This window comes from Luteimonas sp. A534 (assembly GCF_054072805.1).
In genome coordinates this window covers 453,300-475,620 of sequence record NZ_JBSVRR010000001.1, presented here as the reverse complement: position 1 = coordinate 475,620, position 22,321 = coordinate 453,300, and the positions used below count along the sequence as shown (strand labels likewise).

At 70.9% G+C, this 22,321-nt stretch carries 20 protein-coding genes; 15 read left to right on the top strand and 5 right to left on the bottom strand.

What is annotated here, in order from left to right; translation table 11 throughout:
- Positions 1–3 precede the first annotated feature (3 nt).
- From lpxD to ACW5F0_RS02145, 5 genes are read left to right on the top strand one after another with little or no spacing between them, the layout of a single operon-like run.
- Positions 4–1,026 carry a UDP-3-O-(3-hydroxymyristoyl)glucosamine N-acyltransferase gene (lpxD, locus tag ACW5F0_RS02165; protein WP_456998936.1) on the top strand — a complete coding sequence of 341 codons (1,023 nt, stop codon included), beginning with the start codon at positions 4–6 and terminating at the stop codon, positions 1,024–1,026.
- Entirely contained in the window at positions 1,023–1,487 is a 465-nt protein-coding gene (gene fabZ / locus ACW5F0_RS02160; RefSeq protein WP_456964388.1) for a 3-hydroxyacyl-ACP dehydratase FabZ, read from the top strand. The genes lpxD and fabZ overlap by 4 nt, the downstream gene beginning before the upstream one ends.
- Complete coding sequence (gene lpxA / locus ACW5F0_RS02155) at positions 1,480–2,274, top strand: acyl-ACP--UDP-N-acetylglucosamine O-acyltransferase (RefSeq protein ID WP_456964387.1); 795 nt, start codon at positions 1,480–1,482, stop codon at positions 2,272–2,274. Before fabZ ends, lpxA begins: the two co-directional genes overlap by 8 nt.
- Positions 2,271–3,467, top strand: a complete 1,197-nt coding sequence (gene lpxB, locus ACW5F0_RS02150; RefSeq protein ID WP_456998935.1) for a lipid-A-disaccharide synthase — start codon at positions 2,271–2,273, stop codon at positions 3,465–3,467. The genes lpxA and lpxB overlap by 4 nt, the downstream gene beginning before the upstream one ends.
- A 59-nt stretch (positions 3,468–3,526) precedes the next feature.
- The gene (locus tag ACW5F0_RS02145) at positions 3,527–4,123 is read left to right on the top strand and encodes a ribonuclease HII (protein WP_456965246.1); all 597 of its coding nucleotides are present in this window, start codon (positions 3,527–3,529) and stop codon (positions 4,121–4,123) included.
- Positions 4,124–4,157: 34 nt separating this feature from the next.
- Here the strand turns inward: ACW5F0_RS02145 and ACW5F0_RS02140 are convergent, their stop codons facing one another.
- Together ACW5F0_RS02140 and ACW5F0_RS02135 are read right to left on the bottom strand one after the other, a co-directional pair.
- A complete protein-coding gene (locus ACW5F0_RS02140; protein ID WP_456964385.1) occupies positions 4,158–4,313 on the bottom strand; it encodes a hypothetical protein in 156 nt (51 codons plus the stop codon).
- 100 nt (positions 4,314–4,413) lie between these two features.
- Positions 4,414–6,522: a winged helix-turn-helix domain-containing protein gene (locus ACW5F0_RS02135; protein ID WP_456964384.1), complete on the bottom strand. Its 2,109-nt coding sequence runs from the start codon at positions 6,520–6,522 to the stop codon at positions 4,414–4,416.
- A gap of 178 nt (positions 6,523–6,700) precedes the next feature.
- On the opposite strand from ACW5F0_RS02135, the gene ACW5F0_RS02130 reads away from it, so the two are divergent.
- From ACW5F0_RS02130 to ACW5F0_RS02090, 9 genes are all read left to right on the top strand, one after another.
- Entirely contained in the window at positions 6,701–7,333 is a 633-nt protein-coding gene (locus ACW5F0_RS02130) for a hypothetical protein (RefSeq protein WP_456964383.1), read from the top strand.
- Between the two features lie 86 nt (positions 7,334–7,419).
- A complete protein-coding gene (gene dnaE / locus ACW5F0_RS02125; RefSeq protein ID WP_456998934.1) occupies positions 7,420–10,983 on the top strand; it encodes a DNA polymerase III subunit alpha in 3,564 nt (1,187 codons plus the stop codon).
- 73 nt (positions 10,984–11,056) lie between these two features.
- Positions 11,057–12,016, top strand: coding sequence for an acetyl-CoA carboxylase carboxyltransferase subunit alpha (locus ACW5F0_RS02120; protein WP_456964381.1), 960 nt, complete (start codon positions 11,057–11,059; stop codon positions 12,014–12,016).
- 81 nt (positions 12,017–12,097) lie between these two features.
- On the top strand, positions 12,098–12,385 hold the full coding sequence (locus ACW5F0_RS02115) for a hypothetical protein (protein ID WP_456964380.1): 288 nt from the start codon (positions 12,098–12,100) through the stop codon (positions 12,383–12,385).
- Positions 12,386–12,441: 56 nt separating this feature from the next.
- Positions 12,442–13,797 carry a tRNA lysidine(34) synthetase TilS gene (gene tilS, locus ACW5F0_RS02110; protein WP_456998933.1) on the top strand — a complete coding sequence of 452 codons (1,356 nt, stop codon included), beginning with the start codon at positions 12,442–12,444 and terminating at the stop codon, positions 13,795–13,797.
- A gap of 10 nt (positions 13,798–13,807) precedes the next feature.
- On the top strand, positions 13,808–14,074 hold the full coding sequence (locus ACW5F0_RS02105) for an exodeoxyribonuclease VII small subunit (RefSeq protein WP_456964378.1): 267 nt from the start codon (positions 13,808–13,810) through the stop codon (positions 14,072–14,074).
- Positions 14,067–14,972 (top strand): polyprenyl synthetase family protein, encoded by a 906-nt coding sequence (locus ACW5F0_RS02100; protein WP_456998932.1) that lies wholly within the window; start codon positions 14,067–14,069, stop codon positions 14,970–14,972. Before ACW5F0_RS02105 ends, ACW5F0_RS02100 begins: the two co-directional genes overlap by 8 nt.
- Before the next feature lie 63 nt (positions 14,973–15,035).
- A complete protein-coding gene (locus ACW5F0_RS02095) occupies positions 15,036–16,901 on the top strand; it encodes a CHASE2 domain-containing protein (protein WP_456998931.1) in 1,866 nt (621 codons plus the stop codon).
- The gene (locus ACW5F0_RS02090) at positions 16,877–18,211 is read left to right on the top strand and encodes a M48 family metalloprotease (protein WP_456964375.1); all 1,335 of its coding nucleotides are present in this window, start codon (positions 16,877–16,879) and stop codon (positions 18,209–18,211) included. The genes ACW5F0_RS02095 and ACW5F0_RS02090 overlap by 25 nt, the downstream gene beginning before the upstream one ends.
- Positions 18,212–18,233: 22 nt before the next feature.
- Here the strand turns inward: ACW5F0_RS02090 and ACW5F0_RS02085 are convergent, their stop codons facing one another.
- Entirely contained in the window at positions 18,234–18,581 is a 348-nt protein-coding gene (locus ACW5F0_RS02085; protein WP_456965245.1) for a DUF4870 domain-containing protein, read from the bottom strand.
- Between the two features lie 127 nt (positions 18,582–18,708).
- Complete coding sequence (gene pmbA / locus ACW5F0_RS02080; RefSeq protein WP_456965244.1) at positions 18,709–20,067, bottom strand: metalloprotease PmbA; 1,359 nt, start codon at positions 20,065–20,067, stop codon at positions 18,709–18,711.
- Between the two features lie 62 nt (positions 20,068–20,129).
- Between pmbA and yjgA the strand changes: the two genes are divergently transcribed.
- A complete protein-coding gene (yjgA, locus tag ACW5F0_RS02075; RefSeq protein ID WP_456965243.1) occupies positions 20,130–20,708 on the top strand; it encodes a ribosome biogenesis factor YjgA in 579 nt (192 codons plus the stop codon).
- Positions 20,709–20,841: 133 nt separating this feature from the next.
- Here yjgA and tldD read toward each other — a convergent pair whose 3' ends face one another.
- On the bottom strand, positions 20,842–22,284 hold the full coding sequence (gene tldD, locus ACW5F0_RS02070; RefSeq protein ID WP_456964374.1) for a metalloprotease TldD: 1,443 nt from the start codon (positions 22,282–22,284) through the stop codon (positions 20,842–20,844).
- Positions 22,285–22,321 lie beyond the last annotated feature (37 nt).

The following is a 22,321-nucleotide window of genomic DNA, read 5'->3' as shown; positions in this document are numbered from 1 at the left end:
GCGATGGAGTCCAGCACGCAGACAGCGGCGGCCCTGGCCGAACGCTTCGGCCTTGCGTTGCGCGGCGATGGCGGCGTCGAGATCGACGCCGTCGCCACGCTCGCCGGCGCCGGCCCGAGGCAGCTTTCGTTCCTGTCCAACCCGCGCTATCGCAGCCAGCTGGCCGGTTCCGGGGCAGGCATCGTCGTGGTGCACGAGGACGACGCCGAAGGGCTCGACCGCACCCTGCTGGTGGCGCGCGACCCCTACGTCGCATTCGCGAAGATCGCCGCGCTGTTCGATCCCCCGCCGGTGGCCAGCCCCGGCGTGCATCCCTCGGCCGTGATCGACGCCAGCGCCACGATCGACCCCGCGGCCGAAGTCGGACCCCTCGCGGTGATCGGCGCGCGCTCGCGCGTCGCGGCCGGCGCCATCGTCGGCGCCGGCTGCGTCATCGGCGATGACTGCGTGGTCGGTGTCGGCAGCCGCCTGGTCGCGCGCGTCACCCTCGTGCGCCGCGTGCGCCTGGGCGAGCGGGTGCTCATCCACCCGGGCGCGGTGCTCGGCGCCGACGGCTTCGGCCTGGCGATGGATGCCGGACGCTGGATCAAGGTCCCGCAGCAGGGCGGCGTGTCGATCGGCGACGACTGCGAGATCGGCGCCAACACCACCATCGACCGTGGCGCCATCGAGGACACCGTGCTCGAGGAGGACGTCCGCCTGGACAACCAAATCCAGGTCGGCCACAACGTCCGCATCGGCGCGCATACGGCGATGGCCGGCTGCGTCGCCGTCGCCGGCAGCGCCGTGATCGGCCGCTATTGTCTGGTCGGCGGCGCCGCGGGCATCGTCGGCCACATCACCATCTGCGACCGCGTCATCATCCAGGCGATGTCGCTGGTCACCAGTTCGATCGATGTTCCCGGGGAGTACTCTTCGGGCACGCCGTTGATGGACGCCCGGAGCTGGCGCAGGAGCGCGGCCCGGTTCAGGCAACTCGATGCGCTCGCCCGCCAGGTGCAGGCGCTCGACAAGGAGAAGAAATGACCGCCGGCAAGCTGACGTTCCCCATCGGCGTGGATGGAATCCGCAGGATGCTGCCGCACCGCTATCCGTTCCTCCTGCTCGACCGCGTGGTCGAGTACGACGGCCACGGCAAGCGCGTGCTCGCCTACAAGAACGTGACCGCGAACGAAGCCTATTTCCAGGGCCACTTCCCGGACCTCCCGGTGATGCCCGGCGTGCTCGTGATCGAGGCCATGGCCCAGGCCGGCGGCGTGCTCACCCAGCTGCTGCGCGGCGGTGCCAGTCCCGATGGCCGCCTGTCCTACCTGGTGAAGGTCGACAACGCGCGCTTCGCGAACATGGTGGTGCCCGGCGACCGTCTCGACATCGAGGTCACGATCAAACGCGAGATCCGCAACATGACGCTGTACTGCGGCATCGCCAGCGTGGATGGCGCGAAGGTCGCCAGCGCCGACATCCTCTGCGCCGAGGTCGATGCCTGACGTGGCTGCCGCGGCGATCCACGCCACCGCGGCCGTCGACCCGACCGCGAGCATCGGCGAAGGCGCCTGCATCGGTGCCTTCACGGTCATCGGTCCCGGGGTCGAGATCGGCGCGGGCACGCGCATCGGCCCGCACTGCAGCGTCCTGGGCCCGACCCGCATCGGCCGCGACAACCACGTCCACGGCCACGCCGCGATCGGCGGCGAGCCGCAGGACAAGAAGTTCCGCGGCGAGACGGTGCACCTGGAGATCGGCGACCGCAACGTCATCCGCGAGTTCACCACCGTCAACCGCGGCACCGGCGACGGCGGCGGCGTGACCCGCATCGGCAACGACAACTGGCTGCTGGCCTACACCCACGTGGCCCACGACTGCGTCATCGGCGACCACTGCATCTTCTCCAACAACGCGACCCTTGCCGGGCATGTCGTCGTGGGCGACCACGTGATCCTGAGCGGCTTCGCCGGGATCCACCAGTTCTGCCGCATCGGCGACCACGCCTTCATCGGCATGGGCGCGTTCGTGAACGGCGACGTGCCGCCCTTCCTGATGGTGGCGCAGGACGGCTACGGCCGGCCCCGTGGCATCAACGCCGAAGGCCTGAAGCGCCGCGGCTTCGACGCCGACCGGATCGCGGCGATCCGGCGCGCCTACCGCACGGTGTACATGTCCGGCGGCACGCTGGATGACGCGCGCACGAAGCTGGTGGACCTGGCTTCGGACAGCGAAGACGTGCGGCGGATGCTCGATTTCATCGAGGGCGGCGACCGGCCGCTGCTGCGGTGACGGCCGCCGGGCCGCGCTTCGCGCTGGTCGCCGGTGAAGCCTCCGGCGACCTGCTGGGCGGCGACCTCGTCGAGCGCCTGCGGGAACGCTATCCCGACGCGGAGTTCGCGGGTGTCGGCGGCGACACGATGCGCGCGGCCGGCATGGAGACCTGGCACGACGCCAGCGAACTGGCGGTCATGGGCCTGTCCGAAGTGCTGTCCCACCTGCCGCGCCTGCTGCGCCTGCGTCGCGGCCTGCGCCGCCGCATCCTCGAATGGAAGCCCGATGTCTTCATCGGCATCGACGCGCCCGACTTCAACCTCGGCCTCGAGCGCCAGCTCAAGGCGCGCGGCACCTGCACCGTGCATTACGTCAGCCCGTCGGTCTGGGCCTGGCGACAGGGACGCGCGGCGAAGATCGGACGCAGCGCCGACCGCGTGCTCTGCCTGTTCCCGATGGAGCCGCCGATCTACGCCCGCCATGGCGTCGACGCGCGCTTCGTCGGCCACCCCATGGCCGATGCCATGCCGCTCAACCCCGACCGACGCGGCGCCCGCGCAGCGCTCGACGTCGACCAGGATGAGCCGGTGCTGGCGGTACTCCCCGGTTCCCGCCTGGGCGAGATCGAGCGCCTGGGGCCGGCGTTCCTGCAGGCCGCGTCCCTGGTCGCCGAGCGCATCCCCGGGCTCCAGATCCTGGTCCCCGCGGCCAATGCCGCCTGCCGCGACGCGCTGGCGGCGATGCTGCCGGCGGCCGGCGCGGTGGCGCCTGCAATCCGGCTGCTCGACGGTTCGGCGCGGGCGGCGATGGTGGCGTCGGACGTGGTGCTGCTGGCTTCGGGCACGGCCACGCTGGAAGCGATGCTGGCCAAGCGCCCGATGGTGGTCGGCTACCGGATTTCCCCGACCACCCACGCCATCGTCAAGGGCCTGGGCATGCTCAAGGTCGAGCGCTACGCCCTGCCCAACGTGCTCGCGGGTGAGACCATCGCGCCGGAGCTGATGCAGGACGACTGCACGCCGATCAATCTCTCCCAGGCGGTCCTGGCGTGGTTCGCCGACCCCGCTGCGGTGAAGGCGCTGGAGCCGCGGTACCGCGACCTGCACATCCTGCTGCGCCGCGACGCCTCGCGCGAGGCGGCGACCGCGATCTCCGAGCTGCTCGATCCCCGGCACGCAGCGACAGCCACCGTCACCGGAGCCAGGCCATGAGGCAGCGGCCTCCACCGCCCCGGGTCCGCGTCCGCGCGGCGCCTGCCGACGCGTCCGTGATGCCGTCGGGCCTGGTGGCCGGCGTCGACGAAGCCGGGCGCGGGCCGCTGGCCGGCCCCGTGGTCGCGGCGGCCGTGGTTTTCGACCCCACCCGGCCGCGCATCAACGGCCTGGACGACTCCAAGGCGCTCACCCCAGCGCGCCGCGCCGAACTCTACGAACGCATCGTCGACCGGGCGCTGGCCTGGCACGTAGCCGTGATCAGCGTGGACGAGATCGACCGCATCAACATCTACCACGCGACGATGCTCGGCATGCGCCAGGCGATCCAGGCCGTCGCCCATGTCGCCGGGATCGCGCGCATCGACGGCAACGCCATCCCCGCCGACCTGCCCTGCGCGGCCGAGGCCTGGATCGGTGGCGACGCGCGCGACCGCAGCATCATGGCCGCCTCGATCCTCGCCAAGGTCACGCGCGACCGGGCGATGATCCTGATGCACGACGAATACCCGCGCTACGGGTTCGACGGGCACAAGGGCTACAGCACGCCCGGGCACCTGTCCGCGCTGCGCACGCACGGGCCCTGCCCGCAGCACCGCAGGAGCTTTGCCCCGGTGCGCGGCGCCGCGATGGCGGACCTGTTCGGACCGGCCTGAGTCCGCGACGCGGCACCGCGCCCGCCCACTGGCGCTAGATCTTCTCCGGTCCTCCGGGCTTCGTCTTGTGCTGCGGCTGCGCCTGCGCCGGCCGTACCGGTTGCGTCTTCTGCGCGCCGCCTGGCGGTGTGGGCTGCTTCACCGGTGCGTCTCCACCCGTGCCGAAACCGCCCTGCTTGGTCATCATCATCATCGTTCTCCGTCTGCGGTCCCTGACGACTCCGTCGCGATTCCGCCTACCCCGTCGCGGGGCGCTCCGTCGCACATCCCTGCGCGGCGACACCTGTCCGTCACAGCACCACGCTGGCGCGGATGCGGGGCTCGCCCATGCCGGCTGCACGCGCGCGTGCCAGTTCTCGTTGTGAAGCCTCACGCTCGCCGAGCACGGCGAGCGTTTCGGCGTTGCAGAGCGCGATCTCGGCGGGATCTCCACGCACGGCCGCCCTGGAGCGGCGCACCAGGTCCAGCGCCTTCGACCGGTGGCCCAGGTTGGCGCTGTACCAGCCCAGCGCGGCCAGCGCGTAGCCGTCGCCGTCCTCCAGCCGCAGATAGTCGCTGACCCTTCGAGCCGCCTCGCCGTAGGCTTCGCGCACGCGCTCGGGCGCCGCGCCGCTGGCAAGAAGACCGTCGCCCAAGTTGCCCCAGTTGATGTAGTCGTCCGGGTCGAGCTCGAGCGCGCGGCCGTACAGCGCCGCCGCGGCTGCGTGCTGGCCCGCCTGCGCCCGGAGGTTGCCGAGGTTGGCCAGTACGTCGGCGGTGGGTTCGATGGCCAGTGAACGCTCGAAGGCGCGCTCAGCCTCGCCGATGTCGCCGACGAGCAGCTGCAGGAAGCCGTAGGTGTTCCAGGTCCCGGCGTTCCGCGGCTCCAGTTCCAGCGCCCTGCGGTAGTGCGTGATCGCCTCGTCCACGCGGCCGCCGCGATAGGCCTGGAAGCCGACTTCAGCTCGCACCAGCGCATCCAGGGGCGCCTGTTCCAGCGCGATGCGGAACTGCTCGCGGGCGCGATCGACTTCGCCGCGCGCGGCCTCGACCTTGCCGATGCCGATCGCGGCGAGGGCGGCGGTCCCCGGATGGCGCGCCGCGCGTTCGAACTGGGCCTGCGCCTGCTCCAGCGCGCCGTCGACGCGATACAGGTTACCCAGCGCCAGGGCCGCTTCCGGGGGCGAGGGTTCAAGCTCGGCCGCGCGCCTGCAGGCCAGCCGCGCGCGGGCGTGCGCCTCGGCGTCGTTCCAGTATTCGAAGCGGCGCGTCTCGGTGGTGCACAGCGCCGCCTGCGCCAACCCGAAGTCGGCGTCCTCGGCGAGCGCAGCCCGGAAGGCCTCCGCGGCCTCCCAGTTGCGCTTGCGGTCAGGCGACGAACGCACCAGGTGCCGCCCGCGCAGGTAGGCGTCGAAAGCAGCGACATTCCGGGTCGGTGCCAGACGCTGGCGCAGCGTCTCCCGCGCGTCGGGCATGGCACCGAGCATCGATTCCACCACTTCGCCGGCAATCGCGCCCTGGGTGGCGAAGAGCTCGGCCATTGCGTGTTCGTAGCGCTCGCTCCACAGCACGTAGCCTGTGCGGGTGTCGCTGAGTCGGGCGTGGATGCGCACGCGGTCGCCTTCACGCCGGATGCTGGCGTCGAGGATCGCGTCGACGCCGAGCTCGCGCCCGATCTCGCGCACATCCGCGTCGCGACGCGGATCGTCGGCTGCCATCAGCGCCGCGACCTTGAGGCCCGGGACCGATGCGAGCGCATCGTGCATCTCGACCGCCAGCCCCTCGGCGAACCACTCGTCGTCACCGGGCCTGCCCAGGGTCGTGAAGGGGCGCAGGGCGATCGCCACCTGCGGGGCCGCCAATGTCCCGCGCGGCGCCCACTGCCACCACGCGGCGAAGGCGAGTGCGGCGAAGGCGAGCACGCCGAGGACCAGCACGATGGCGGCCGGTCGCAGCCCGGCGCGTGCCGGCAAGCCAATGGCCGCTGCGGCGGGTTCGCCACGGAGATCCCCGGACTCTGCGACGGAACCGGGTTGCAGTGAAATTTCCGCCGTCGGCAGGCTGGAAATTTCCGCCTCCGCCGCGTCCTCCACGATCGAAACCTCGGGGATGCACATGAAGCGATAGCCGACCGCGTGCAGGGTCTGGATGTAGCGTGGATGCTCGGCCTCGTCGCCCAGCGCCTTGCGCAGCTGTGCCACCACCCGGTTCAGCACGCCGGGCGTGACGTGGCGGTGCCCCCAGACCTGGTCGAGCAGATGGTCGCGCTCGATCGCGTGGCCGGGATGCGCGAGCAGCGCCAGCAGCACCCCATAGGCCTTCGGCTCAAGGGCAAGCGGCTCCCCGTTGCGCGCAACGCGGTGCGCGGCGGTGTCGACCTCGACGTCACCGAAGCGATAGATGCGCGCTTGATCCGGCATTCGAGCCCCTTCGACGGGTCCGCCCAGCAGCGAGCTACGGGTTGAACGCATGAATCAGGAAAAACCGGCTTCCATCGCGAATCCATCACCCGTTCCGCCGCTTTCCCTCAAGCATCGCGGCCACGGCGGCGTGATCCTGCAGTCGCGCCAGTCCGGCGCCCCCGATCCGGAGACAGCCATGTACGCCATCCTCGACACATTGCCCCTGCCAGCGGTTGCGCAAGCCGGCGGACGTCGTCATCGCATTGCCGGCCGCGAGCCCGAGGCGCGAAGCCTCGACCGCTTCCAGTCGGTCGCCCGTGCGCTGTCCGCACGCGGCGAGGTCCCGGCGCTGGACGGCATCGCCTGCGCCGCACGCAGCCTCTCGCAGCGCTACGCGGGCCATGCCTGGGCGCCATGCATCCGCCAGCGCCGGCGCTGCCTGCAGGCGCTGCGCATGCTGGTGCGCGAGCCCGGCTGGCACCTGGCGCCCGAACAGCTGCAGCGCATCGCACTGCTGGCCGACTACGCCCAGGGCGAGGAACGCCTGGTGCCCGACGCCGTGCCCCTGCTGGGCGGGCTCGACACCGCGGTGCTGTTCGACATCGCATGGCCGTCACTGGCCGCCGACGCCGAGGCCTACTTCGACTTCCGCCGCCTGCGCACGGAGGAAGCCATCCTGCGCGGCGAGCGCCGGGACCATTTCGCGTTCGGTCGCGAAGACTGGCTGGAAGCGCGCAGCGCGGAGATCGCGCTGTACGCACACATCGCCAGGCGCGGCGCGGAAAGCTACGTTCCCGCCGCAGAAGCCGCGCTGTTCCGCGTCCACTGAACGCCGCCCCGCGCGGGCCGGGCTGTCAAGCCTTGTCCGCACGGGGGCTGGGACCTAACCTGCGTGGCTGCACCCGCGGTCCCGCAATGTCCCGACGCTTCGTCCACCTGACCCTCCACAGCGAGTACTCGCTCGCCGATTCGACGATCCGCATCCCGGACCTCGTCAATCGCTGCGTGGCCCTGGGCCAGCCTTCGGTAGCGGTGACCGACCGCAACAACCTGTTTTCGCTGGTGAAGTTCTTCCGCGCAGCCGAAGGCGCCGGCATCAAGCCGATCGCCGGCGCGGATATCAGCGTGGCCGAAGGCGACGAGCCGCCCGCCACGCTCACCCTGCTCTGCCGCGACCATGCCGGCTACCTGTCGCTGTCACGGCTGCTGACGCGCGCCTGGATGGAAGGCCAGCGGCACGACGGCGTGGTGGTGCGTCCGCAGTGGCTGCGTGAAGTGCACGGCGGGTTGTTCGCCCTGGCCGGGCGCCAGTCGCCGGCCGGCCGGCTGGTCACCGCCGGCCGCCACGACCTGGCCGAGGCCTGGGTGAAGGACTGGCGCGGCGTGTTCGATGACGGCCTGCACCTGGCCCTGGCCCGCTGCGGCTTCAGCGACGAGGCGGCATTCAACGACTTCGCGCTGCAGGCGTCCTCGCTGCACTCGATCCCCGTAGTCGCCGGCAACGAAGTGCGCTTCATCGACCGCGAAGGCTTCGAGGCGCATGAGGCGCGGGTCTGCATCGCCTCGGGCCGCGTGCTCGACGATCCACGCCGCCCGCGCGACTACACCGCCGAGCAGTACCTGAAATCCGGCCAGGAGATGGCGGAGCTGTTCGCCGACGTGCCCGACGCGCTCGACAATGCGGTCGCGCTCGCGCAGCGCTGCAATCTCGAGATGCGCCTGGGCACCTACCACCTGCCGGCGTTCCCGGTGCCGTCCGACCACACCCTGGATTCGTGGATCCGCAGCGAGGCCCGCGACGGGCTCGCGCACCGGCTCGAACAGGCGCCGATGGCCGATGGCCACGACCGCGCCAGCTACGCGGCGCGCCTGGACACCGAACTCGACGTCATCATCCGGATGGGCTTCCCCGGCTACTTCCTGATCGTGGCCGACTTCATCAACTGGGCGAAGGAGCACGGCATCCCGGTCGGCCCGGGCCGCGGCTCCGGCGCCGGTTCGCTGGTGGCCTGGGCGCTGGGCATCACCGACCTCGATCCCCTGCCCTACGACCTGCTGTTCGAACGCTTCCTCAATCCCGAACGCGTGTCGATGCCCGACTTCGACATCGACTTCTGCATGGACCGCCGCGACGAGGTGATCGACTACGTCGCCGCCAAGTACGGCCGCGACCGCGTCAGCCAGATCATCACCTACGGCACCATGGCCGCGAAGGCCGTGCTGCGCGACGCCGGTCGCGCGCTGGGCTATCCCTTCGGCCTTGTCGACGGCATCGCCAAGCTGGTGCCGATGACGCTGGGCGTGTCGCTCGAGGACGCGCTGGGCCGCACCGAGAAGGCGCGCAAGGACGACGCCTGGCGTTCGGACGAGCTGATCGCGCGCTACCACGACGAAGACGACGTCCGCGACCTGATCGACCTCGCGCTGCAGCTCGAGGACCTGACCCGCAACGCCGGCAAGCACGCCGGCGGCGTGGTGATCGCGCCGACGCCGCTGTCCGACTTCTGCCCGCTGTTCGCCGAGCACGATGGCGAAGGCGCCGGCCGCAACCCGGTCACCCAGTTCGACAAGGACGACGTCGAAGCGGTCGGCCTGGTGAAGTTCGACTTCCTGGGCCTGCGCACGCTGACGATCATCGACTGGGCAGTGAAGGCGATCAACAAGCGCCTGGCCGGGGAAGGCGGGACGCAGCCGGTGGACATCACCAAACTGCCGCTGGACGACGCCGTCACCTACGAACTCTTCGCCCGCGGCAGCACCGTCGCGGTCTTCCAGTTCGAATCGCGCGGCATGCGCGAGCTGCTCAAGCGCGCGAAACCCGACCGCTTCGACGACCTGATCGCACTCGTGTCGCTGTACCGGCCGGGGCCGATGGACCTGATCCCGGACTTCATCGAGCGCAAGCACGGCCGCGCCGAGGTCCAGTACCCCCACAAGCTCCTGGAGCCGGTGCTGGCCCCCACCTACGGAGTGGTGGTGTACCAGGAACAGGTCATGCAGACCGCGCAGATCCTGGGCGGCTACTCGCTGGGCGGCGCCGACCTGCTGCGCCGCGCGATGGGCAAGAAAAAGGTCGAGGAGATGGCGCTCGAGCGCGCCAAGTTCGAGGCCGGTGCGCTCGCGACACATGGCATCGAGCCGAAGGTCGCCGGGCCGATCTTCGACCTGCTGGAAAAATTCGCCGGCTACGGCTTCAACAAATCGCACGCGGCCGCCTATGCGCTGGTGTCCTACCAGACCGCCTGGCTGAAGGCGCACTACCCGGCCGAGTTCATGGCCGCGGTGCTGTCGAGCGACATGGACAGCACCGACAAGGTGGTCGGCTTCCTCGCCGAGGCGCGCGAGCTCGGACTCGAGATGCTGCTGCCGGACGTGAACCATTCGGGCTACATGTTCGAGGCCATCGACGCGCGCACGCTGCGCTACGGCCTGGGCGCGGTGAAGGGCGTGGGCCATGGCGCCTGCGACGCGATCGCGGACGAGCGCGGGCGCAACGGTCCCTACGTCGACCTGCTCGACTTCTGTCGCCGCAACGAGGCCGCGCGCCTGAACCGGCGCACCCTCGAGGCCCTGGTCAACGCCGGCGCGCTCGATGCCCTCGGCCTGAACCGCGCCTCGCTGATGCTGCAGCTGCCGGAAGTGCTGAAGGCGACCGATCAGCTGGCGCGCGAGCGCGAGGCCGGACAGACATCGCTGTTCGGCGGCTTCGCGGAGCCGGCGGCCGCCGCGGCGCAGATCACCCTGCCCGAGGTTCCGGAATGGCCGCTGGCGCAGAAGCTCGCCGGCGAACGCGACACCCTGGGCCACTACCTGAGCGGCCATCCGCTCGACCCCTACCGCAATGAGCTCAAGGCCCTCGTCGGCTCCGACCTCGGCCAGCTCGATGCCCTGTGGGAGTCCGGGAGTTCGGCGCGCAAGGGCGGGAACGGCAGCGGCGAAGGCGGTCGCGGCGGCTGGCGCCAGGAAGTCACGGCGATCGTCGCCGGCCAGGTAGGCGCCGTGCGCAAGCGCGGCGAGAGCCAGGCCTTCGTCGTGCTCGAGGACGGCCGCGGCCGCATCGAATGCGCCTTTTTCTCCGAAGCCTGGCTGGAGCACGCGCCACTGCTCGCCGGTAACCGCATCGTGATCGTCGAAGGCGGGCTGCGCGAGGACGAGTTCAGCGGCGGCTTTTCGCTGCGCGCGCGCCGCGCCTGGGATTTCCACGAGGTCTGCAGCCAATCGGCGCGACGCCTGTCGCTGCGCCTGGACCTGGCGCAGGCTGCGGTCCTCGACCGCGTCCAGGCACTGCTCTCCACGAATCGCCCCGGCGCCACGCCGCTGCGCCTGGACCTGCTGCTGCCCTCGGGCGCGGCCGGCAGCCTCGACCTCGACGGCAGCCATTCGGTCCGCGTCGACCCCGACCTCCTCGGCCAGCTGCGCGTCGAACCCGGCGTCCGCACCGTGCACGTCGCCATGGGTGCGCGCCCGTGGGCAAGCTGAGTCCACACCGGGACGTACGGTCCCCCGTGACCGTCTCCGCTAGACTGGCCGCTTTCCCGACCGTAGTCCGTCGATGAATCCCAACTACCTCGATTTCGAACAGCCCATCGCCGACCTTGAGGCGAAGATCCAGGACCTGCGCCAGGCCAGCTCCGGGCCCGGCGTCAACATCGACGCCGAGCTGCGCACCCTGCAGAACAAGCTGCGCCTGCGCACCGCGCAGATCTTCCGCGACCTCAGCCCGTGGCAGGTGTCCCAGCTCGCCCGCCACCCGGCGCGCCCGTACACCAACGATTACATCCGGATCATCTGCGACGAGTTCCAGGAACTCGCCGGCGACCGCGCGTATGCCGACGATGCCGCCATCGTGGGCGGCATCGGCCGCATCAACGGCCGCAGCGTGATGATCATCGGCCACCAGAAGGGCCGCGACACCAAGACCAAGGTGCGTCGCAACTTCGGCATGCCGCGCCCCGAGGGCTACCGCAAGGCACTGCGCCTGATGAAGATGGCCGAGCGCTTCAAGCTGCCGCTGCTGACCTTCATCGACACCCCCGGTGCCTATCCCGGCATCGGCGCCGAGGAACGCGGCCAGTCCGAAGCCATCGCACGCAACCTGATGGAAATGGCCGAGCTGAAGACGCCGATCGTGTGCACGGTGATCGGCGAAGGCGGCTCCGGCGGCGCGCTGGCCGTTGGCGTCGGCGATCGCACGGTGATGCTCGAATACAGCACGTACTCGGTGATCTCGCCCGAAGGCTGCGCCTCGATCCTGTGGAAGGACGCCGGCAAGGCCAAGGATGCCGCCGAGCAGCTCGGGCTCACCGCCAAGCGCCTGCTCGGCCTGGGCCTGGTCGACAAGCTGGTGCGCGAACCCATCGGCGGCGCGCACCGCAATCCGAAGCAGATGGCGCTGCGGCTGAAGGCGGTACTGGTCAACGAGATCGACGCCCTCGTGGACCTGCCCGTCGACACGCTGCTGGAAAAACGCTACCGGCGCCTGCGCGGTTACGGCGCGTACGAAGCCGCCTGAGGCGCCCGCGGCGCAGCGCGCGCCGGCGTATCGAATAGACTCTCCCTGCCGGCAATCCGCCGGCATGGGGAGCACTACTGCATGATCATCAAGCGTATCGATATCCTTTCCGCCGCGAAGATCGCCGGCATCATCACCGCGGCCTTCGGCCTCCTTGCGGGCCTCATCATCTTCCTGTTCGGCGGGCTGATCGGCAGCATTGCCGGCACCGGCAACGGTGGTGGATTCGCCATGTTCGGGGGCTTCATGGCGGTCATCCTGCTGCCGATCATGTACGGCATCTTCGGCTTCATCGGCGGCGCGATCCAGGCGTTCATCTACAACCTGGCAGCTGGCTTCATCGGCGGCATCCGCATCGAAACGGAGTAAGCATCCGGCGGCGCGCGGCGGCCTGCAACGCCGCGCGCCGCACCTTGCGCAACGCCATGGACCCGTACCTGCCCGACGGTCTCTTCACCCTTCCGGATGACGCCGGCACCGCGGTCACGGTTGCGCTGAGCGGCGGGCTCGACTCCACCGTGCTGCTGCACCGGCTCGCGGCGCTGCCTCCGGTCCGCGCGCGCGGACTGCGCGCCATCCACGTGCATCACGGCCTGCATCCCGGCGCAGGCGACTGGGCCGCCCACTGCGCTGCCGTCTGCGCACGCCTCGAGGTTCCGCTGGTGGTGCGCGAAGTCACGGTCGCCCGCGACAGTGGCCTTGGCCTCGAAGCCGCGGCACGGACGGCACGCCACGCCGCGTTCGCCACGGTGCTCGGCGAAGGCGACGTGCTGACCCTTGCCCACCACCAGGACGACCAGGCCGAAACCTTCCTCCTGCGCGCACTGCGCGCCTCGGGACCCGAAGGCCTCGCGGCGATGCGGCCCTGGCGACGCTTCGCAGCGGGCTGGATGTGGCGGCCGCTGCTCGGCCAGCCGCGCGCACGCATCCATGCCTGGGCCCAAGCCGAAGGCCTGTCATGGATCGAGGATCCTGCGAACACCGATCCCGCGCACGACCGTACCCTGCTCCGCGAGCGCGTCCTGCCGCTGCTGCGCGAACGCTGGCCGACGGCGGATGCCGCGTTCGCGCGCAGCGCCGCGCTGTGCGCCGAGGCCTCCGAGCTGCTCGCCACGCGTGACGCCGAGCTGCTCGACGCACTATTCCCCCGCAGCGGTGCCAGCGATGATCGAAACGGCCGTGGTGACGGTGCTTCGCCGGACCTGTGCACGCAGCCGCTTCCGATGCAGCCGCTGCGCGCGCTGTCTTCAGCCGAACGCGCACGCGCGCTCCGCGCCTGGACCGCAAGCCTGTGCTTGCCACCCCTGCCTGCGCCCGCATTTCCCGCCATCGACCAGCTGCTCGATGCGCGCGGCGATGGCGATGCCGCGTATCGCTGGGCCGGCGCACTGATCCGCGCATGGCGCGGCCATCTCCACGCCGTGCGACCGGCACCGCCGCTCCCTGCGGACTGGATGGTCGAGTGGGACGGCCACCAGCCCCTGATGCTGCCGGGTGGCGGCAGCCTGTCGCTGGAAGGCGTGGACGCCTTCGACCAGCCGATGCACGCGCATTCCCGCCGCGGCGGTGAACGCCTGCATCTGCGCGGACGCGAGCACTCGCACGCGCTCAAGCACCTGCTCCAGGACGCAGGCCTTCCGCCCTGGCTGCGCGCGCGCATGCCACTGCTGTCCGACGCCCACGGCCAGCTCCTGGCGGCCGGCGACCGCCTGCTCGCGGCCCCGCTCGACGACTGGCTCGACGCCCGGGATGCACGCCTGCACTGGCGGGACTTGGCGTAAACTCGAGGGCATGCCACGCAAGCCCGAATCCGACAACAGCACGTCCCCGGTCGCCGACTTCGAAGCCTCGCTCGATTCGCTCGAGCAGCTGGTCGAGAAGATGGAGCACGGCGACATGAGCCTTGAGGACTCGCTCGCCGCCTACGAGCGCGGCGTCGGCCTCTACCGCCGCTGCCAGCAGGCGCTTGAACAGGCCGAGCTGCGCGTCCGCCTGCTCACCGACCCGCAGCAGCCCGACTCGGCCACGCCGTTCCCGGCCAGCGGCGACGATGCCTGAGGCGCTTGGCGGGGCCGAAACGGCGGCTCGCCTCGAGGCCTGGAGGCACCGGATCGACAAGGTCCTCGAAGCCGCCCTCGCGGCCCATCCCGCGGCCGAGCACCGCCTGGGGGACGCCATGCGGCACGCCGTCCTGCTTGGCGGAAAGCGCATGCGTCCGCTGCTGGTCTACGCGACCGGCACGGCCTTCGGCGCCGATGAATCCCTGCTCGACGCACCCGCCGCGGCGATCGAACTGATCCACGCCTATTCCCTGGTCCACGACGACCTGCCGGCCATGGACGACGACGCCCTGCGCCGCGGCCAGCCCACCGTCCACGTCGCCTTCGACGAGTCGACCGCGATCCTGGCCGGGGATGCGTTGCAGTCACTGGCCTTCGCCGTGCTGGCCGATGCCGCCGGAAGCGACGCGGCGCGCGTGGCGATGCTGCGCGAGCTGGCAGTCGCCGCGGGCGCAGGCGGCATGTGCGGTGGCCAGGCCCTGGACCTTGCCGCCACCGGTCGGAGCGCTTCGTCGGGCATCGACGAACTCGAACACCTGCACGCGCTCAAGACCGGCGCCCTGATCCGCGCCGCCGTGCGCATGGGAGCCATCGCGGCCGACGCCGACAGCGGCGAGCGCATGCGCCTGGATGCCTACGCCGACGCGCTTGGCCTCGCCTTCCAGATCCGCGACGACCTGCTCGACGTCGAGGGCGAAAGCGCCATCCTTGGCAAGACCGCGGGCAAGGACGCCGCGCAGGACAAAGCGACCTTCCCCGCCCTGATCGGCATCGACGCGTCGCGCACGCGACTGGCCGGGCTCGGCACCGCCATGGCCGGATCACTCGCGCCCTTCGGCGCGCGCGCGGCGGCGCTGGCCGCATTGGGCAAACTGGCGATACACCGCTCGCACTGAGGCTGTCGCTTTTCGCCCCGGTTGGACGTTTACCTCCTGACAGGGCGAAGCCCGGGGGGAAACGTGTCGGGCAGTCTGGGTTACCGGGTGCGCAGTGCGATCGATTCGGCCATGGCAGGCGCCAGCGTCCGCTTCATGGACGCGTGGGCCGTGCTCGAGCGCTGCTATCGGCGTCCGCTGTCCTGGTGCTCGCAGCGGCTGCGCTTCGCGTTCTACCCGCTGCTGGCGCTGGCCATGCTCGGCGGGCTGGCGTGGGACTGGCAGCACGGGCGTTCGCTGGATGCCGCCGAGGACGCGGTCTTCGACCGGATCATCGGCCTGCGACCGCTTGAACCGGTGCCGAGCGGGCGCACCGTGGTGGTCGAGATCGACGAGTGCTCGATCGAGTATTACCGGGCCCTCGGCGAAGGCGGCTGGCCCTGGAGCCGCGAACGCCACGCCGACCTCCTCGATGCGCTCGACCGTGCCGGGGTGCGTGCGGTCGGCATCGATATCCTGTTTGCTGACCGCGCGCCCGCGGATCCCGGTGGCGATGCCCTGCTCGAGGCCATGGCCGGGGGAGGCGAAGGCCGCTTCATCTTCGCCGCCACGCGCCTGCATTCCGATTTCGACGCCACGGCGTCCACGCGCGTGGACGCGGTCCCGGGCGCGTTCCGCCTGGTCCCCGATGCCGCGATCCCGGGCCCGCGCGTGGCCCTGCTCCAACCCTACGGCGCGGCGATGGCGCGCCACTCCGGCCTGGTCAACATCCAGCGCGGCCGCGACGGCGTGCTGCGCGACGTGCGCCTGTACGAGGCTGCGGGTGGATGGGCAATGCCGGCCCTGGCGCTGCGGCTTGCGCACGCCGCCGGCGCGGACTCCCGGGCCGCGGTGGCCGCGCGCGGCGGCGACCTGCGCATCAACTGGCGCGAACACTCGCAGCTGCCCTATGCCAGCGCCGCGGATCTCATCGAAGGCAGGCCGGTCTGCGGGCAGGGGCTGCCGCCGCTGGACGGGGCCGTGGCCGTGGTGGGCCACACCGCCGCCGGCATCAACGACGCCAAGCCGACGCCCGTGGACATGGCCATGCCCGGCGTCGCGATCCTCGCCGAGGCCACCGAGGCACTGATCGCCGACACCTGGATCAGGATGCCGCCCGGCTGGCTCAAATACGCGCTGGCCAGCGTGCTCGTGCTGCTGACGTGCTTCGTGTTCTGGCGCGGCGAGCCCCACAAGGACGTCGACCCGGTCTTCGTCGCCACCAACCTCACGCTGCTCGCAGCCGCCTTTGCCGGCCTGACCTTCTTCGGCTGGTTCGTCGACATCTTCGCCAGCCTCGGCTACGGCGCCCTGTGCTTCGCGCTGTGCCGCGGCTACGCAGCGGTGCAGCGCGGGCGCGCCTCGGGCAACTCCGATTACCTGCCCGAGTACGACCCGGCGGCACATCCCTGGCTGCTGCTGGCACGCCTGCGCATGGAGCCCGACGCAGGGTTGCCGATGCCGCAGGTCAAACGCCGGCGGCGCGAATATCGCCGCGTGCTGCGCAAGCTCGTCTACACCAGCGACGACATCGTGATCATCGAAGGCCTGGTCGAGCGCAAGCACTGGATGCAGCCGATCCTGGATGACCTCGTGCTGCTTACCTGGAAGGCCGACAGCGAAGACGCCGTGCGCGCACAGGCCACGCGCGACCTCGACGCCCTGCATGCCGCGCTCAACGCCACCGCCGAACGCCTGGATGGGCGCGGCCGGGTCATGGTGTGCGTGGCCACCGCGCGGATCGACGACGGCGCCGGAACCGGCACTGCCGGCCGCCGGCTGCGCCTGCGCGCGCTGCTCGGCCAGGACCTGGACCTGCTTGAACATCGGCCACTGGCTGCCAGCAACACCCTGCTCCCCTTGTCACAGGTATTCGAGGACACCCCATGCGAAACACCATCCGCTCCCTGAGCCTGGCGATGCTCGCCACCCTCGCCGCCAGCGGCCTCGCTTTGGCTGCCCTCTCGGCCGCGATGCCGGCCGTGGTGCACAAGCGCTCGGTCGAGGTGCGCAACGCTCCCGATCCCGCGGCGCCGGCCATCACCACGCTCGCACGCGACGCGCGCGTGGATATCAGCGCCCAGCAGGGCCTTTGGTATCAGCTTGCGCTGGGCGACGGGCGCAGCGGCTACGTCCGCGTCAACGAGGTCCGCATGGCCAGCGCCGGCGCGGAAACACCGGACACCAGCCGGCAGGCGCTCCTGCAGGGCCAGGCCGGCCGCGGGCGCGTGACCGAGACCGCGACCGTCCGCGGCATCGATGCCAGCGATCTCACCGGCGGCCGCCACGACGCTGCCGCCCTGGCACGCATGGAAGGCCACCGCGTCGATGCCGCCGCCGCATCGGCGCATGCACACGCGCAGGGCTGGCAGGCGCGCAGCGTGCCCTGGCCCGGCGAAGCCCGGGAGCTCGACACCTCGGGACAGCAGGCCACCCAGGCCGACAAGCGTCGCGGGCTCGCCTCCGCGCGCGGGCTCCTGTCGAAGATCGGCGGCGGGGCACTGGGAGGTTCGCAGGCCACGCGCGTCGCCGACCGGGCGATGGGCAAGTCCGACAAGGAGGTCGCCGAAGAGGAGCGCGCGCTCGGCCCCGCCGTGACCGGCCGCGTGCTTGGCGTCGCTCCGCTGTGGGCCGACGCCGCCGCGCAGCGCCGCGTGAACCTCGTGGGCCGCTGGCTGGCTTCGCAGACCTCGCGTCCCGACCTGCCCTGGACCTTCGGCGTACTCGACGACGGCGAGGTCAACGCCTATGCCGCACCCGGCGGCTACGTGATGCTGACGCGCGGACTGTACGAACTGCTCGGCGACGATGCCGAACTCGCGGCGGTGCTCGCCCACGAACTCGGCCACGTGGTCCAGCGCGACCACTTCGAGGTCATCCGCAAGCAGCAGGTGCGCGAAGCCGGCAAGGACGCGGTGCTGTCGCAGGTGGCCACGCCGGGCGCGGCGGCCTATGCCCGCGACTACGTCGACCGCCACGGTGCCGCCGTCCTGCTCACAGGACTCGACCGGGAGGCGGAATACCGCGCGGACGCCGCGGCTGGCATCTACCTGCAGCGCGCCGGCTTCGAGCCGCTCGCGTTCTATTCGGTGCTGCAGAAGATGGCGTCGCTCGGCACGCGGCCGGCACGGCTGGCGCAGCTCTACCGCACGCACCCGCCGCTGGAGGACCGCATGGACCGTTTGGACGACGCGATGGCGCGCAAAGGCCGCGGGCGCTGAGCAGCCCGCGGCCGGGCACGCCTTACTTGATCAGGCGCAGGGTCAGCGGATAGCGGTAGGCCACGCCGTCGTTGGCCTTGATCGCCGCGACGATGGTGAGCACCAGCCAGGCGATGCCGACGATGAAGAACAGCGGCCCGGTGATGATGATCCCGATGCCCAGCGTGAAGATGGTCATCAGGAACAGCACCAGGAAGATGATGGCCACGGTGATGTTGAAGTTCAGCGCTTCCTTGGCCTGGTCGTCGACGAAGGGCATCGTGTCCTTCTTGACCAGCCAGATCACCAGGGGACCGATGAAGCAGCCGAGGCTGCCGCCCCAGGCCGCGGTCAGCAGGCCGCCAAGCAGTGCGGACAGATGCGCGAACATCCCCCACTGCCGCTGTTGTGGATCGATGACGCCCGCGCCGGACACGGTCTGCCCCGCCTGGTCGTTGTTGTCTTCGTCGATCATCGCGTCTCTCCCCGGCGGACTTGCCGGCTCGAACGGTAACATGTCAGTCCGCGCCGGCAACCGTCATCCCGCCCAGCAGGATCGAGCCCGTGCGGATGTGCGAGCGCGGATCGACATCGTTGCCCACGGCCTCGATCGCCATGAACATGTCGCGCAGGTTCCCGGCCACGGTGATGCCATCGACCGGGTGGGTGATGGCACCGCCCTCGACACGGAATCCGGCGGCACCGCGCGAATAGTCGCCGGTGACGGTGTTCACGCCCTGCCCCATCAGGCTGGTGATGAGCAGGCCGTCGCCCATGCCGCGCACCAGGTCGTCGAAGCCACCGGCATTCGCCACCACGTCGAGGTTGTGCACGCCGCCGGCATTGGCCGTGGTCGCAAGTCCCAGCCGGCGCGCGGAATAGCTGCCGAGCACGTAGCGCTGCAGCACGCCGGCTTCGACCAGCGATGACTCGCGCGTGGCCACGCCTTCGGCATCGAATGACGCCGAGCGCAGGCCGCGCGGCAGGAACGGCCGCTCGTGGATCGCAAACCAGTCCGGGAACAGCTGCTGGCCCGCGGCATCGACCAGGAAACTGGCGCCGCGGTACAGCGCGCCACCGGACACGGCGCCGAGCAGGTGGCCAATCAGCGACCGCGCGACCTCTGCGGAGAACAACACTTGATAGCGGCCGGTCGCGACCGGCGACGGCGCCAGGCGCGACACCGCGCGCTGCGCGGCCATGCGGCCGATGTCGGCGGCGGGATCCAGGTCTTCGGGCGCCAGCGCGTAGCTGTACCAACCTTCGCGCTGCATGTCCTCGCCACGGCCGGCGATCAGCGCGCAGGACAGGCTGTGGTGGCTGGCGCGCTCGGCGCCGATAAAGCCGTGCGAGTTCGCATAGACGCCAAGCGAGGTGCCTGTGCCCACGCCGGCGCCGTCGGAATTGGTGATGCGGGCGTCGGCGTCGCGCCCGGCCTGCTCGGCCGCCAGGGCCAGCGCCACCGCATCCTGCGCATCCAGCGCCCACGGGTGCCAGGCATCGAACTCGCGCAAGTCGCGCGCCATCAGCTCTCCATCGGCCAGGCCGGCGGCGGCATCGTCCTCGGTGTGGCGCGCGATCGCGCAAGCCTGCTCCACCGTGGCCGCCAGGCTCTCCTCGCGCAGGTCGGCGGTGCTGGCGCTGCCCTTGCGCTGGCCGAAATACACGGTCACCGCGATCCCGCGGTCGCGGGTGGACTCCACCGACTCCACCTCGCCCATGCGCACGTTCACCTCCAGGCCCCGGTCCTCGCTGCAGGACACCTCGGCCTGGCTGGCGCCAGCGGCGCGACAGCGGTCAAGCAGCTGGCCGGCGATGCCCTCCAGGCGCGCCAGACGCTCGCGGCTGTCGTCGTGGATGGGGTTCGTGTCGGTGATGGCGGTGGTCAATGCCTTATCCTTCAGGGTTCTTGAACGGTTCAACAGGCGGCTGGAACGACATGCGCGGCAAGGACGAAGACACCGGCGATTTCCTCGGCCCCAGCCGCAGCGCGCAGCGTCGCGAGGCGCTGGACGTGCTGGAGCTTGCAAAGCAGCTGGTGGAACTCGACCCCGGCCGGCTGGCGAAGCTGCCGCTGGGCGAACACCTGCTGCCGCACATCGCCCAGGTCCGCCGCATCAGCTCGCACATCGCGCGCAAGCGCGAGATCGCCTTCCTGGCCAAGCAGCTGCGTCGCGAAGAGGACGAAGCGCTCGATGCGCTGCGTGACGCGCTCGACGTCGACGGCGAGGCCGCGCGCCTGGACACCGCGCGCCTGCACCGGGCCGAGGCCTGGCGCGAGCGCCTGGTGGGCGACGACGCCGATGCCGCGCTGTCGGCGCTGCTCGACGAATTCCCCGGCGCCGACCGCCAGCGCCTCCGCCAGCTGGTGCGCAACGCGCTGGCCGAACGCAAGGCCGCGAAGCCGCCGCGCGCCTTCCGCGAGCTGTACCGCGAAGTCCGCGCCCTGCTGGATGCGGACGGCGCCGGCGAGAACGCCCAGCCCGCCAGCGACGAAAGCGAAGACAGTCCCTTGTAGGAGCGGCTACAGCCGCGATTGCACCGCCGCATCGAAAGCGAAGACCGCCCCCTGTGGGAGCGGCTATAGCCGCGATCGCATTGCCGCACCACCGGAATCGCGGCTGTAGCCGCTCCCACAGCGCGTCGCGGGTTCACGCGCGCGTGCCGCCAACGGTAATGCCGTCGATCAGGAGCGACGGCTGGCCCACGCCGACCGGCACGCTCTGGCCGTCCTTGCCGCAGGTGCCGACGCCGTCGTCGAGCGCCATGTCGTGGCCGACCATGCGCACCTTCTGCATCGTCTCCGGACCGCTGCCGATCAGGGTCGCGCCCTTCACCGGCGCGGTCACCTTGCCGTCCTCGATCAGGTAGGCCTCGGTGGCCGAGAACACATACTTGCCGCTGGTGATGTCGACCTGGCCGCCGCCGAAATTGACCGCGTACAGGCCCTTCTTCACCGAACGGATCATGTCGGCGGGATCGTCCTGGCCGGCGCGCATGTAGGTGTTGGTCATCCGCGGCATCACCAGGTGGGCGAAGGATTCACGGCGGCCGTTGCCGGTCGGCTTCACGCCCATCAGGCGCGCGTTGAGCGTGTCCTGCATGTAGCCGGTGAGCACGCCGTCCTCGATCAGCGTGGTGCACTGCGTCGGCGTGCCCTCGTCGTCGACGTTGAGCGATCCGCGACGGTTGTCGAGCGTGCCGTCGTCGACGATGGTGACGCCGGGCGCGGCGACGCGCTGGCCCATGCGGCCGGCATAGGTGCTGGTGCCCTTGCGGTTGAAGTCGCCCTCGAGGCCATGGCCGACCGCTTCATGCAGCAGCACGCCGGGCCAGCCGCTGCCAAGCACGACCGGCATCACGCCGGCGGGCGCATCGATGGCCTCGAGGTTGACCAGCGCCTGGCGCAGCGCCTCGCGCGCGAAGTGCTCCGGCCGGCCGTCGCCAAGCAGCTCGGCATACGCGTAGCGGCCGCCGTAGCCGGCATAGCCGGTCTCGCGCCGCCCGCCCTGCTCCACGATCACCTGGATATTGAGACGCACCAGCGGCCGCACGTCGCCGGCAACCACGCCGTCCGAGCGCGCCACGAAGATGGTGTCGACGCCGCCGGACAGGCTCACCATTACCTGCTTCACCCGCGGATCGGCGGCGCGCAGCAGGCGGTCGACGCGCCGCAGGGCTTCGACCTTGGCGTCGTTGGCCATGCCGTCGATCGGATCCTCGGCCGGGTACAGCGTGCGCGCGCCGGCCGGCACCAGCGCCTGCACGCGGTGCTCGGTGCCGCTGCGCGCGATCGCCCGCGCGGAACCGGCCGCGGCCAGCAGCGATTGCGCATCGATGTCGTCGGCATAGGCAAAGCCGGTCTTCTCGCCGCTGATCGCGCGCACGCCCACGCCCTGCTCGATCGAATGCGCGCCGTCCTTGACGATGCCGTCCTCGACCGTCCAGCTCTCGCGCCGCGCGTGCTGGAAATAGATATCGCCGAAGTCGATGCCGGGCCCGAGCAGCGTTCCGAACGTGCGTTCCAGGCCGGCACCGTCGAGGCCCGCGGGCAGCAGCAGGCGTGATTCGGCGATCTCGAGGGCTTGGGTCATGGAGAGTTCCGGCTGGTGGACGTCGTTGTTCTACAAG

Coding starts and splice junctions, on each gene's coding strand:
- lpxD (WP_456998936.1), top strand. CDS start 4: ATGGAGTCCAGCACGCAGACAGCGGCGGCCCTGGCCGAACGCTTCGGC.
- fabZ (WP_456964388.1), top strand. CDS start 1,023: ATGACCGCCGGCAAGCTGACGTTCCCCATCGGCGTGGATGGAATCCGC.
- lpxA (WP_456964387.1), top strand. CDS start 1,480: ATGCCTGACGTGGCTGCCGCGGCGATCCACGCCACCGCGGCCGTCGAC.
- ACW5F0_RS02145 (WP_456965246.1), top strand. CDS start 3,527: ATGCCGTCGGGCCTGGTGGCCGGCGTCGACGAAGCCGGGCGCGGGCCG.
- ACW5F0_RS02140 (WP_456964385.1), bottom strand. CDS start 4,313: ATGATGATGACCAAGCAGGGCGGTTTCGGCACGGGTGGAGACGCACCG.
- ACW5F0_RS02135 (WP_456964384.1), bottom strand. CDS start 6,522: ATGCCGGATCAAGCGCGCATCTATCGCTTCGGTGACGTCGAGGTCGAC.
- ACW5F0_RS02130 (WP_456964383.1), top strand. CDS start 6,701: ATGTACGCCATCCTCGACACATTGCCCCTGCCAGCGGTTGCGCAAGCC.
- dnaE (WP_456998934.1), top strand. CDS start 7,420: ATGTCCCGACGCTTCGTCCACCTGACCCTCCACAGCGAGTACTCGCTC.
- ACW5F0_RS02120 (WP_456964381.1), top strand. CDS start 11,057: ATGAATCCCAACTACCTCGATTTCGAACAGCCCATCGCCGACCTTGAG.
- ACW5F0_RS02115 (WP_456964380.1), top strand. CDS start 12,098: ATGATCATCAAGCGTATCGATATCCTTTCCGCCGCGAAGATCGCCGGC.
- tilS (WP_456998933.1), top strand. CDS start 12,442: ATGGACCCGTACCTGCCCGACGGTCTCTTCACCCTTCCGGATGACGCC.
- ACW5F0_RS02105 (WP_456964378.1), top strand. CDS start 13,808: ATGCCACGCAAGCCCGAATCCGACAACAGCACGTCCCCGGTCGCCGAC.
- ACW5F0_RS02100 (WP_456998932.1), top strand. CDS start 14,067: ATGCCTGAGGCGCTTGGCGGGGCCGAAACGGCGGCTCGCCTCGAGGCC.
- ACW5F0_RS02090 (WP_456964375.1), top strand. CDS start 16,877: ATGCGAAACACCATCCGCTCCCTGAGCCTGGCGATGCTCGCCACCCTC.
- ACW5F0_RS02085 (WP_456965245.1), bottom strand. CDS start 18,581: ATGTTCGCGCATCTGTCCGCACTGCTTGGCGGCCTGCTGACCGCGGCC.
- yjgA (WP_456965243.1), top strand. CDS start 20,130: ATGCGCGGCAAGGACGAAGACACCGGCGATTTCCTCGGCCCCAGCCGC.
- tldD (WP_456964374.1), bottom strand. CDS start 22,284: ATGACCCAAGCCCTCGAGATCGCCGAATCACGCCTGCTGCTGCCCGCG.